Annotated in this window: 12 protein-coding genes and 1 pseudogene; 5 read left to right on the top strand and 8 right to left on the bottom strand. The window is 72.0% G+C overall.

Going from position 1 to position 11,598, the window contains the following annotated elements; all coding sequences use genetic code 11:
• Nucleotides 1–60: 60 nt before the first annotated feature.
• On the bottom strand, nucleotides 61–393 hold the full coding sequence (locus tag ACWC5C_RS03195) for a trypco2 family protein (RefSeq protein WP_450873121.1): 333 nt from the start codon (nucleotides 391–393) through the stop codon (nucleotides 61–63).
• Nucleotides 394–591: 198 nt separating this feature from the next.
• Between ACWC5C_RS03195 and ACWC5C_RS03190 the strand changes: the two genes are divergently transcribed.
• Together ACWC5C_RS03190 and ACWC5C_RS03185 are read left to right on the top strand one after the other, a co-directional pair.
• Complete coding sequence (locus tag ACWC5C_RS03190) at nucleotides 592–1,509, top strand: virginiamycin B lyase family protein (RefSeq protein WP_450873119.1); 918 nt, start codon at nucleotides 592–594, stop codon at nucleotides 1,507–1,509.
• 26 nt (nucleotides 1,510–1,535) lie between these two features.
• Nucleotides 1,536–1,852 (top strand): annotated as a pseudogene (locus ACWC5C_RS03185) (phosphotransferase); the annotation flags it as partial.
• On the opposite strand, the gene ACWC5C_RS03180 reads toward ACWC5C_RS03185, so the two are convergent.
• From ACWC5C_RS03180 to ACWC5C_RS03170, 3 genes are all read right to left on the bottom strand, one after another.
• Entirely contained in the window at nucleotides 1,830–2,855 is a 1,026-nt protein-coding gene (locus ACWC5C_RS03180) for an AraC family transcriptional regulator (RefSeq protein WP_450873117.1), read from the bottom strand. The pseudogene ACWC5C_RS03185 and the gene ACWC5C_RS03180 sit on opposite strands and share 23 nt — an antisense overlap.
• 385 nt (nucleotides 2,856–3,240) lie before the next feature.
• Nucleotides 3,241–4,410 carry a hypothetical protein gene (locus ACWC5C_RS03175; RefSeq protein WP_450873115.1) on the bottom strand — a complete coding sequence of 390 codons (1,170 nt, stop codon included), beginning with the start codon at nucleotides 4,408–4,410 and terminating at the stop codon, nucleotides 3,241–3,243.
• Nucleotides 4,407–5,381 (bottom strand): 5-dehydro-4-deoxyglucarate dehydratase, encoded by a 975-nt coding sequence (locus ACWC5C_RS03170; RefSeq protein WP_385445992.1) that lies wholly within the window; start codon nucleotides 5,379–5,381, stop codon nucleotides 4,407–4,409. Before ACWC5C_RS03170 ends, ACWC5C_RS03175 begins: the two co-directional genes overlap by 4 nt.
• Before the next feature lie 249 nt (nucleotides 5,382–5,630).
• Between ACWC5C_RS03170 and ACWC5C_RS03165 the strand changes: the two genes are divergently transcribed.
• A complete protein-coding gene (locus tag ACWC5C_RS03165) occupies nucleotides 5,631–6,449 on the top strand; it encodes an NAD-dependent epimerase/dehydratase family protein (protein ID WP_450873113.1) in 819 nt (272 codons plus the stop codon).
• A gap of 23 nt (nucleotides 6,450–6,472) precedes the next feature.
• On the opposite strand, the gene ACWC5C_RS03160 is transcribed toward ACWC5C_RS03165, so the two are convergent.
• Together ACWC5C_RS03160 and ACWC5C_RS03155 are read right to left on the bottom strand one after the other, a co-directional pair.
• The gene (locus ACWC5C_RS03160; protein ID WP_450873266.1) at nucleotides 6,473–7,618 is read right to left on the bottom strand and encodes an RNA polymerase sigma factor; all 1,146 of its coding nucleotides are present in this window, start codon (nucleotides 7,616–7,618) and stop codon (nucleotides 6,473–6,475) included.
• 8 nt (nucleotides 7,619–7,626) lie between these two features.
• Nucleotides 7,627–8,034, bottom strand: a complete 408-nt coding sequence (locus tag ACWC5C_RS03155; RefSeq protein WP_450873111.1) for a YciI family protein — start codon at nucleotides 8,032–8,034, stop codon at nucleotides 7,627–7,629.
• Between the two features lie 194 nt (nucleotides 8,035–8,228).
• Between ACWC5C_RS03155 and ACWC5C_RS03150 the strand changes: the two genes are divergently transcribed.
• Together ACWC5C_RS03150 and ACWC5C_RS03145 are read left to right on the top strand one after the other, a co-directional pair.
• On the top strand, nucleotides 8,229–8,894 hold the full coding sequence (locus ACWC5C_RS03150) for a HEAT repeat domain-containing protein (protein ID WP_450873109.1): 666 nt from the start codon (nucleotides 8,229–8,231) through the stop codon (nucleotides 8,892–8,894).
• A 6-nt stretch (nucleotides 8,895–8,900) separates the two neighbouring features.
• Nucleotides 8,901–9,893: a MerR family transcriptional regulator gene (locus tag ACWC5C_RS03145; protein WP_450873108.1), complete on the top strand. Its 993-nt coding sequence runs from the start codon at nucleotides 8,901–8,903 to the stop codon at nucleotides 9,891–9,893.
• Here the strand turns inward: ACWC5C_RS03145 and ACWC5C_RS03140 are convergent.
• Nucleotides 9,883–10,590, bottom strand: a complete 708-nt coding sequence (locus ACWC5C_RS03140) for a B3/B4 domain-containing protein (RefSeq protein WP_450873106.1) — start codon at nucleotides 10,588–10,590, stop codon at nucleotides 9,883–9,885. The genes ACWC5C_RS03145 and ACWC5C_RS03140 overlap by 11 nt on opposite strands.
• Before the next feature lie 129 nt (nucleotides 10,591–10,719).
• Nucleotides 10,720–11,556 carry an EamA family transporter gene (locus ACWC5C_RS03135; RefSeq protein WP_450873105.1) on the bottom strand — a complete coding sequence of 279 codons (837 nt, stop codon included), beginning with the start codon at nucleotides 11,554–11,556 and terminating at the stop codon, nucleotides 10,720–10,722.
• Between the last annotated feature and the right edge of the window lie 42 nt (nucleotides 11,557–11,598).

Below are 11,598 nucleotides of genomic sequence, written 5' to 3'. Positions count from 1 at the left end.
TCATCCTCCACGACGACCACACGCGCCCGTTCCACCCCGTACCCCCAGCCTTGCTTCCGATCAGTCCTGGATACGCCCGCTCACGTCGCCCGGCCCCTGCGGGCGGGACGTAGCGTCCCCATGAACCAGGAGATCGCCGCCGTCCGGACGCTGCGGGGTCAGCGACACCGTCACCCGGTGGGTACGGGCCCGGTCCACCCCCGTCTCCGCGTCCGCACTGATCACCCACGCCTTGAACCCGGTCTTCACCTTCGCGCTGGCCCGCAGCTCGACGGCGAACTCCAGCTCCACCGGCCCGACCTTGAACGCCAGATCCGGCCCCGCCCCACGCCGCGCGGCCTCCAGCAACTCGTCCCGCACCGCCGCCACCGCGTCGGCCAACTCGATCTCCATGCCGTCCCCCTCCTACTGTCCAAGAACCCGGCTTGGTCCATCACCGTATGGCAGATCGCCGCACGGCAACCACGCACTCCGGGCAAGGGCTTCGGGGGAGTATCCTCACCCGCCAAGCCGCCAAGCCACGGGCGGTCGGTGCCGTACGGCCCATACGGCGAGGTGGCTGGTCGATCCCCATCCCTGCGAGGAGTTGCCGTGCACCCTTCCGAAGCCCCGGTCATCAGGGAGATCACCGTGCCGGACAAAGGGGCCGGGCCCTACGGCATTGCGGCCGGGCCGGACGGCGCCCTGTGGCTCACCTTCGCGCACAACGGTCGCATCGCGCGCCTCACCCTCGACGGCGAGGTCAAGGAGTACCCCTTGGACTCGCCTTCGTGTCAGCCCACGGTCATCACCGCTGGGCCCGACGGGGCGCTGTGGTTCACCCGGTCCCAGGATCACCGGATCGGCCGCGTCACCACCGACGGTGACGTGGCGTCCTTTCCTGTACCGACGCCCGACAGCGGCCCCTTCGGGATCACCACCGGGCCGGATGGCGCGCTGTGGTTCACGGAGATGAACACGGACCGTATCGGCCGCATAACCACTGCGGGAGAGATCACCGAGTTCGTCCTCCCCGTCGCATCGGGCGCCTTCCCCTCGGCGATCACCGCAGGCCCTGATGGAGCGCTGTGGTTCACCCTCAACCAGGCGAACGCGATCGGCCGTATCACCGTGCACGGCGACATCGCCATTCATCCCCTCCCCACCCCGGGCGCCGCCCCCGTGGGCATCGCCAGCGACGGCGCGGCCGTGTGGTTCGTGGAGATCGCGGCGGGCCAGATCGGCAGGATCTCGATGGACGGCGGCGGGATCGAGGAGTTCCCGCTGCCCGACCGCGCGGCGAAGCCTCACGCGATTGTCGCGGCCGCCACCGGGGACTGCTGGTTCACCGAGTGGGGCGGCAACCGCGTCGGCCGTATCACCGCGAGCGACGAATCCGGCACGAGCGCCGAGATCACCGAGTACGACCTGCCGTCGCCGTCGTCCGAACCGCATGGCATCGCCCTGGGACCCGACGGAGCCCTCTGGGTGGCCCTTGAGGTGGGTGGGGTCGCGCGGGTGGCACCGTAACCTCGGGCGACGCCCCCGTTGTCGCGGACCTCACCGCCGAGTCGCTGGCCGACCGGGACCGCGCGACGCGGGCCGCCATCGCGGAGGTCGGCGGCGCGTTCGACACCGCCGCCATCACGGAGGTGTGGGACGCGGCGCTGAGCGCCCCGGGCTGGGGGCCCTGATGTCGGCCGGGAGCCGGGCCGTCTTCCGGGCCGCGCTCGGCGTGGACGACGCCACCTGGGCCCGGGGGCGCGGCTGGGCCTTGGCCACCGGCCTGAACGCCCATACCTCCTACGCCGCGGCCAACCCGCGAGTCGCCGCGCAGACCACCCGGCAGATCACCGAGGCGCTGATCGGCTGAGCGGGACTGAAGTGTTGGCGCCCAGTCCGGACATCCACATCGCGCGGTAGTCCTTCGGCGGGACGCCGTACGCCGTACGGAAGGCGCGGGTGAAGTTGGCGGCGCTGCTGAAGCCCCAGCGGGTGGCGATGGCGTGGATCGGGATGGCGCACAGCGCGGGGTCGGAGAGGTTGTTGCGGACGTGTTCCAGGCGTTGCTGACGGATCCACGCGGTGACGGTGGTGCCTTGGCCCTGGAAGAGGCGGTGCAGGTAGCTGCGGGAGATGGAGTGGGCGGCGGCGATGGTGCCGGGAGTGAGGTCGGGGTCGTTCAGATGCTGCTGGATGAACGCCTGGATGCGTGAGGTCAGGGCCTGTCGGTGGGTGTCGGGCGACAGGTCGCGGTCGGCGTCCAGTTCGTGGGCGAGCAGCGCGGCCAGCAGGTCGGCCACGGCTCTCCCGATCCGGGGCCCGTCAGCCTGCCGGTACGTATTCGCGTCTGCGGCGATGCGGCCGACCGTCTGGGCGAGCAGCGCGCCCATGCCCTCGCGGGCGGATATACGGCGGTGGGCCAACGCGCCCACCCGGTGTGCGGGGAAGGGCATCAGCGCCTTCGGCACCAGGATCGCCGTCCCCTGATACGCGCTGTGGCCGGGCTCGGCGGTCATGCGATTGGTCCCGGGGATCGACGTGTCCTGAATGACCACGTCCTGCGCGGTGTGGCTGCTCTCGTGATCGGACCCGGACCAGCTGACGTCCAGCCTCCCGCTGTGCGGAAACACCACCTGGTACAGCTCCGGATCGCATTGCCGGACCATGCTCGGCGGCCGGTGCCAGCGCATCGGCGGCATGCGCAACCTGATCAGCTGGACCGGGCCCAGGGAGAGGGCGCGCGCGGACACCTGGAGCGCGGCGGTGTCATCGACGGTGACGCCCACCGGCACCAACTGCGAAACGTGCCGCCGCCACCCGTCGACGCGATCCGCCGGACCCAGGTCCTCGTTCCTGAACGTGGTCTCATGCACGCCCGTCCTCCGCTCTCCGTCCCTGTCGCCAGTGGACCAGAGAGCCATAATCAGCCGATGAACGCCCTGGCCCTGATGTGGCCCCCGCCCTGCGGGACACCTCAAGCCCCACCGGGACACCCCCAGCCCACCGGCACCCGAGGAACGGGCCCCAGAGGCGGAGATGCCCCACCTCCCAGCCCGCCAGGGCCTCAGCCCCGCCGGGGCACCCCAAGCCCCTCCGGGGCACCCCCAGCCCACCGGCGCCCGACGAGCGGGGCCCAGGGGCGGAGATGCACCACTCCCAGCCCCTCCGGCGTTTGAGGAGCGGGGTGCAGGGGCGGAGCCCCGCCGGGGGGCCGGGGGCTTGCCCCCGGTTTCGGGAAGGGGCGGGGTGGGGGAAAGGTCACCCCAGGTGGGACAGGGCCTTTCGGACCTCCGCCAGGTCCTGGTCCGACGCCAACCCCGCGTGGTACAGGCGGATTTCGTCCGCCCCCAGCTCCGCCGCGTGCACCGCGTCATCCACCAGCAAGGACGGCCGACCCCCCATCCCCGCCACCACCGTGAAGTTCGCGGCAAGCACCGTCCCCTCCCGCCGGTGCGGAACGAACGGCGGCAAAACGGCGGCACGGGCCGCCGCGTCACCCGTGCATGGCAGCACCACCCCATCCGCGTGCGCGAGCACATCCGCCGGGTCGACGCCCACATTGGCGCCCACCCGCCTCCGATCAGGCACCGCATGCAGCAGCACCTGAAAACCAGACCCCGAGGCCGCCGCAGACCGCACCGCAGACACCACATCCCGCTGCAACCCACCCGCCACCCCATCCCGCCACGCAGCGAAAACCCCCGCCACATCCGCACCCAGCACCCCAGGAGCCGCACCGGAGGACCACACCGGCTCCAACGCCCCCCGCACCGCACCCCGCAGCTCCTCCGCAGAAGCACCCAGCCCCTCATACCCCGCACAACAGCACTCGCAGAAGCACAGCGACATCAGATACTGCGCCTCCTCCCCCAACCCCACCCCGCCGATCTTGTCGTGGGCGTGCAGATGGGCGAGCCCGTACCAACCGCACGACTCCAGCTCGACCCCAGCCGCCCCCGGCCGCACAGACGCCTCGACCGCCAGGTCGACCAGATACTCGCGCACCTCGGGCCGCCCGATGCACGGCGCCCACGGATACCGGTCCCCGTACACGTTCCGCACCGACGTGCCCGGATGCTCGTCCCCCAGCCGGGAGTTATGGGCCAGCACGACCCACGCGTGCACCTCAAGACCAGCCCCGGCCAAAGCGTCCGCCGCCTCCCCGAAGGGATCAGAACCAGCCACCCACGTCTGCTCGAACGGCCGCAACGCCCGCCCGGCCCACCGACCCGCCACATCCGGCGGATACAGCACAGCAGCGTGCCGCGCCGTCACGATCCGGTGCCGCGGATGACGCGGCGTAAGAGCCCGCGTCGAGTGATACGCGGAGGCCAGCGTGACCTGCCGTACGCCCAGGTCGGCGATACGCGCCGCCGCGTCCGGATCCCCCACCACATCCCACGGATACACAAAGGCGGAGGCCTTCATCGCGCGCCACCCTCCCCCACCAGCTCCATACCCCGCTCGATCAGCTCCGCCAGCTCCTTCACATGCGCCGCACTCGGCTCACTCAGCGGCGACCGCACCTCACCCACGTCCAGCCCGCGCATCCGCACACCCGCCTTGACCAGCGATACGGCGTATCCGCGCCCCTGGTTGCGCAGTTCGACGAGCGGCCGGTAGAAGCCGTCCAGCAGCCGGTTGACGACATCGTCGTCGCCCGCCAGCAACGCCCGGTGGAACGCCAGCGCGACCTCCGGTACGAAGCAGAAGACGGCCGACGAGTACAGCGTGACCCCGATCCCCCGGTACGCCAGCCCGGTCAGCTCGGCGGTCGGCAGTCCGTTGAAGTAACGGAACCCCTCCACCCCCGCCTCCCGCACCGCGCTCACGATGCGCTGCATCAGGTCCAGGTCGCCGAGCCCGTCCTTCAGCCCGATGATCCCCGGCACCCGCGCGAGCCGCGCCACGGTCTCCGGTGCGAAAACGGCGTTGTCGCGCTGGTACACGACAACATCCAGCTCCGTCGCCCCCGCCAGCGCGGTGTAGTGCCGGACCAGCCCCTCCTGATCGGCGACGACCAGATACGGCGGCATGGCGAGCAGCCCGTCCGCCCCCGCCCGCTCCGCGAGCTTGGCGTAGTGCACGGCGAGCGCCGTCCCGTATCCGGCGCCCGCGACGACCGGCACCCGCACCCCACCGGCCGCCTCGACCGCCGCGGCCTCTTCCACCGCCACGGTGACGCAGTCGTGGAACTCCTCGGGGGTCAGCGCGTGGAACTCCCCCGTACCGCAGCAGGCGAAGACGGCCCCGGCGCCCGCCTCGATGCCACGGCGCACATGGGTGCGGTAGACCTCCAGATCAAGGGCGCCATCGGGCCCAAAGGCGGTCACGGGGAAGAACAGCAGTCCGTCAAGACGCTCGGCGAGCGATGCCGAGGCTGAGGGGGCTGTGGTCACGGGCTCTCCCTGTCGCGTACCCGCACATACGGCGCGCGTGCACGTCTCTGATCGGCATCTATATTCATGAACGCGGACACCGTATGGCAGCCTTCGCGCACGGGTCAAGGGGCGGCGCGCGCATCGATCACCCTTGACGCCCCTCCCCTCAGTCCCTACGTTGTCCATGCATCTGAACAAGGTGCACATATACGCCCGGCGTCCAGCCCAGCCCGCCCAGCCCAGCACCCGCCCGGAGGAGATCCGCCCATGTCCGCGCCCGCTCCCCGCACCATCCTCCTCACCGGCGCCGCAGGCGGCATGGGCACCCTCATGCGCGAGCTGCTGCCCGCGTACGGCTACGAGCTGCGCCTGTTCGACGTCATCCCCATCCCCGACGCCCCGGACGCGATCATCGCCGATCTCGCCGACGAGGACGCGCTGCGCCGGGCCGTGGAGGGCGTCGACGCGATCATCCACCTCGCGGGCATCTCCCTGGAAGCGTCGTTCGAGAAGATCCTCGCCGCGAACATCCAGGGCACGTACAACCTCTACGAGGCGGCCCGCGCGGCGGGCGTCCGCCGGATCGTCTTCGCGTCCAGCAACCACGCGGTGGGCTTCACGCCCCGCCCGTCCGGCGACGACGCCCCGCTGATCCCGATCGACACCCCGCGCCGCCCGGACACCTACTACGGCATCTCCAAGTCGTTCGGCGAGGACCTGGGCTCGTACTACTGGGACAAGTACGGCATCGAGTCCGTCGCCATCCGCATCGGCTCGTGCTTCCCCGAGCCGACGAACGTCCGGATGCTGTCCATCTGGATGAGCCCGGCCGACGGCGCCCGCCTCCTGCACGCCGCGCTCACCGCCGAGGACGTCGGCTACACCGTCGTGTACGGCAGCTCGGACAACACCCGCCTGTGGTGGGACCTGTCCTCCGCCCGGGCGCTCGGCTACGAACCGCAGGACGACTCGGAGCCGTACGCCGCCAAGCTCATCGCCGCGCAGGGCGAGCTGGACCCGGACAACCCCGACCACGCCCACCTGGGCGGCGCGTTCTGCACCAACCCGCCCATCTGGCCGCGCTGACGCCGTACGCGTACGCACGGCCGTCAGCGGGACTCGCGCGCGTTGAGCCGGGCGGCCTGGCGCGTCAGATGGTCGCGTTCGGCGAGGTTGGACGCCTTCTGGGCCGCCTCGGCGTACAGCCGTGCCGCCGTCGCCAGGTCGCCGTCGCACTCGTGGAGGTACGCCGCCACCGCGGCGTGGCGGGGCAGGGAGTCGTCCAGCGCCGCGAGCGCCGCCAGACCCGCGCGCGGTCCGTCTGCCTCGCCCACGGCCACCGCGCGGTTGAGCCGGACGACCGGGCTGTCGGTCAGGGCCGCGAGTTCGTCGTACCACTCGACGATCTGTACCCAGTCCGTCTCCTCAGCGGTGGGCGCGTCGGCGTGGAGCGCCGCGATGGCGGCCTGGGCCTGGAACTCGCCCAGCCGGTCGCGGGCGAGGGCCGTCTGCAGGATCTCGACGCCCTCGGCGATCGACGCGGTGTCCCACCGGCCTCGGTCCTGCTCGGCGAGCGGCACCAGGCTGCCGTCCGGCGCGGTCCGGGCGGCGCGCCGGGCGTGGTGGAGCAGCATGAGGGCGAGCAGCCCCGCCACCTCGGGGTGGTCGATCGCCGCCGCGAGCTGGCGGGTGAGCCGGATGGCCTCGGCGGCGAGGTCGACGTCGCCGGAGTAGCCCTCGTTGAAGACCAGGTAGAGGACGCGCAGCACGGTCGCGACATCGCCCGGCTGGTCGAAGCGCACCCCGGAGACCGTGCGCTTGGCCCGGCTGATGCGCTGCGCCATGGTGGCCTCGGGCACCAGGTAGGCCTGGGCGATCTGCCGGGTGGTGAGCCCGCCCACGGCGCGCAGGGTGAGCGCGACCGCCGACGACGGGGTCAGCGACGGGTGGGCGCACAGGAAGTAGAGCTGGAGTGTGTCGTCCGCCGAGGGCGCGGGCCCCGGGCCCGGCTCCTCCTCGACGCGGTCCTCACGCCGCCGCCGCGCGGCGTCCGCCCGGGTCGCGTCGAGGAACCGCCGCCAAGCTACGGTGACCAGCCACCCCTTGGGGTCACGCGGCTGCTCACCCGGCCACGTACGGACCGCCTCCACCAGCGCGTCCTGCACGGCGTCCTCGGCCGCCGCGAAGTCGGCTCCGCGGCGGACGAGGATGGCGAGCACGCTCGGGGTGAGGCTCCTGAGCAGGGCCTCGTTCATGGATGAGGTCACTCCGTGATGGTGGGCGGCGCGGTCAGGAACGGGCGCAGCTCCAGCCACTCGTGGATCGGCTTCCCGTCCTTGCCGGGGGCGGCCGACAGCTCCCCGGCCAGCTCGACGGCGCGCTCGTAGCTGTCGACGTCGATCACCATCCACCCCGCGATGAGGTCCTTGGTCTCGGCGAACGGCCCGTCGGTGACCGGCGGCCGCCCCTCACCGTCGTACCGGACCCACGTCCCCTCGGGGGCCAGCGCCTGACCGTCGACGAACTCGCCGGTCTTCTCCAGCCGGGCCGCGAAGTCGTTCATGTACGCCACGTGCGCCGTGATCTCTTCGGGCTTCCACTGGCCCATGGGCACGTCGTTGACCGCGGCCGGGGCGCCTCGGTAGTGCTTGAGCAGCAAGTACTTCGCCATGGTGGTTCTCCTCGGATACCGGTGCGACCCATTGTCGTCGCGTTCATAGCAGGGACGGAGCCGGTTCCGGGTTCTCGACATCGCCGCCGAAAGTTTTTTCCTCGCCCGGCACGGCGGCCCGGATCGGCCATATGCGGCCCGGATCGGCCATATTCGTTTGACCTTGACACGGTGACAAGGTCTTCACTGTGGCCATGCGGAAAGAGGACACGAACACGATGCGAGCCGTCCGGGGGCTGGAGCACAGCGACTCGTCGGTCCGGCTGCGGGTGGCGCTGGCGATAGGCACGTCCCCTGACCCCAGGTTGGTCGACAAGCTCATCGAACGCTGCGCGGTCGAGCCCGAGTTCCTGGTACGCGACATGCTGACGTGGGCACTCACCCGCCACTCAGCCGCGATGACGGTTCCACGTCTCATCGATGAGCTTCGCCCGGAGCGTGCGCCGCAGGCGCGAAGCCAGGCGTTGCACACGCTGTCCAAGATCGGGGATCGGCAGGCGTGGCCGTCGATCACCCGGGCGCTGCTGACGGACGCCGACGACGAGGTGGCGCGGACCGCCTGGCGAACGGCGGTCGTGCTCGTACCCGAGGGGGAGGAAACCGCGTTGGCCCGAGTGTTGGCGACACAGCTCGGGCGCGGCGAGCGGGAGCTGCAATTGAGCCTCAGCCGGGCACTGATCGGGCTCGGTGAGGCGATCATGCCGACCCTGCGCGCCGCGACGACGGGCGCCTCCTTAGACGTACGTACGCACGCACTCGCCACAGAAAAGCTGTCGCGCGACCCGGATGCCGGATTCGACTTCGCGATCGAGGAGGCGAAGCGCGTCGTGGCCCTGGGCACGAGCAGCGAGGAGGGGTGAGGGGCAGTGTTGATCGGTGAGGTGGCGCGGCGGTCCGGGGTCAGCGCCCGCATGCTCAGGCATTACGACGCGCTCGGCCTGGTGCGGCCGACGGGCCGTACGGAGGGCGGGTACCGCGAGTACTCCGATGCCGACATCCGGCGGATCTTCCACATCGAGAGCCTGCGGTCCCTGGGGCTGTCGCTGCGTGACGTCGGCCGCGCGCTGGATGATCCGGGCTTCGCGCCCTCGGAGCTGGTCGATGACCTCATCCGCCAGACGCGGGAGCGCATCGCGGCGGAGACGGAGCTGCTGACGCGCCTGCGCCGGATCGGTGCCGCGGAACCCACCGACTGGGAGGACGTCCTGCAGAGCGTCGCACTCCTCCAGGCCCTGCGCTCGCAGAGCCCCGGGACGCGCCAGCGCGCGGCGCTGTCCTCGGTCGAAGAGGTGCCGGTGCCGGTGGAAGCTCTGGTCGAGGCGGCGCTGAGCGAGACGAATCCGAATGTCGCCGGAGCGCTTCGTTGGGCCCTGGCGCAACGGGGCGATACCGGACTGGCACTGCTGGCGGAGGGCCTTGGCTCACCCGTGGCCGAGGTACGGAAGCGTGCCGTCCAGGCCATCGCCGAGATTCCGGACGACGAGTCGACGGCGCTGCTCCAAGCGGCCCTCGCGCACCCCGACATCGTCGTCCGCGGCTACGCGGCGCTGGCACTCGGGCCACGTGGCGCGGCCGACGCGGTCCCGACGCTCATCGACATGATCGTCAACGGGACGAACGACGTGGACGCCGCCGACGCGCTGGGCGCGCTGGCGAGTGACCCCGTGGTGGCGGACCGGATCGCCACCGGGCTGGTCGACCGCCTCGCCCACGCCACCCTCGCCTCGTCCGCCCGCCGACGGCTGACCCAGGCGCTCGCGGACATCCCGGGGGTCACGACGTCACGCGCCCTCGCGGAGCTGTCCCACGACGAGGACCGTGCCGTCGCGCTGACGGCGGCCTACCTGCTCAGACGGTGACCCGGGGTTGCGCCGGGCTGAGGTACCGCACGGCGACCTCGTCGGTGTGCGGGGTGAGCAGCCCGCGCAGCTCCTCGGCGGCGGACTTGAGCAGGTGGCCGTCGCGGTCGGCGTGGAGGGTTTCGAGGGCGAAGACGATGCGCGCGGAGTCCTCGGTGACGCGGGTGCGGTGGGCGTCGCGGTGGTTCCAGTGGCGGGTCAGGACGCCGGTGGCGTCCGCGTAGATGATCTCGCCGGTCTTGGGGTGCTCGACGGTGTCGGGCTCGCCGAGCGGGGTGAAGGCCTCACCGCCGTCCGCGTACCGGATGTCGACATCCCCGGTGACCTGGTCCAGGTCGAAGGCCCCGGCGGGCAGTCCGTGGCGGACGGAGACGGCGTTGTAGGAGTCGACGGCCGGGTTGATACGCGGCAGAGCCCCCTTCTTCGCCATGCGGCGGCCGAGCGCGTCGACGCTGGGGCGGATGCGGCGGGGGTTGGTGCCGAAGGAACGGTAGGCGCTGTGCCACGCCTCGATGCGCGGGTCGCTCTCGTCGGCGGGCTGCCAGGCACCGTCGGCGAGCCGCCGCTCCAGGTCGTCCAGCGCGGCGGCGGTGCCGGGCCACGGCTCACGGCCGCGCGTACCGGTGGCGGTGACCAGGGCGATGAGGGCGCCGGGAAAGGCGTCCGCGACGGCGGGGGTGAGGTGGAAGACGGGCATGAGGGTTCTCCAGTGGGGGACGGATGGGACGGGTGGGCCAGGCGGGTCAGGTGGGTCAGGGGCCGATGCCGTCCCGGCGGCGGCGGCGCTGACGCGCGACGGGCCGCGTAATCCTTACGGTGGCGCGACTCAGGTCAGGGCGAGGAGGCTGACGGCTACGGCGGCGGTGCCCAGGCCGACGAGCTGGCCTCGGTGGATGCGTTCGGCGAGGACGCCCCGGGCGAGCAGGACCGTACCGGCCGGGTAGAGGGCGGTGATCACGGCGACGACGGCGAGGTCGCCGCTGCGGGCGGCGAGCAGGAAGAGGAGGTTGGCGAGGGAGTCGAGCACGCCCGCCGCCGCCGACATCCCGTACGCGGGCCGCTCGCGGCCCAGCCTGCGGTGCAGCAGCCCGGCAGCGGCCAGGGTGACGGTCGAGGCGACCGCGCGGCCCACGATCAGCGGGGCCACGCCGCTGTCGGACGGCGCCTGGTGGAGGCAGACCAGCTGGAGCGCGATGGCGGCGCCCGCGCCGAAGGCCAGCAGCAGGGCGTTACGGGAGGGGCGCGCCGCGCCCGCGCCGTGTCCGGCGCTGACCAGGACCACCGCCACCAGGGCGAGCGGCAGCCCCACCAGCCCGGCGGCGGCCAGCCGCTCGCCCTGGAGCAGGCCCACGGTGACCGGCAGCGCGGCGGACACCAGCGCGGTCACGGGCGACAGTACGTTCATCGGGCCGATCGCCAGGGTGCGGTAGAGCAGGGCGAACGCGGCGGCCGAGGCGACGCCCGACGCGGCGCCCCAGCCGAGGGTGGCGGTGCTGAACGAGGCGCCGAGCACCGGCCACAGCAGCAGCTCGACGGCGAGGCTCGCCGGGGCCGCGACCATCACGGTGCGCAGTACGTGGGCTTTACGGGCGCCGAGGCCACCGAGGAAGTCGGCGCATCCGTAGGCGAGTGAGCTGCCCAGGGCCAGCAGCAGAGCGAACACAGCACATCCCTTACGATTCAGTGGAACGACCAGACCGTACAG

The sequence above is a fragment of the Streptomyces sp. NPDC001700 genome, assembly GCF_053596435.1.
Note: the sequence above shows the minus strand (reverse complement) of the source record. Positions and strands in the feature narration are given on the sequence as shown.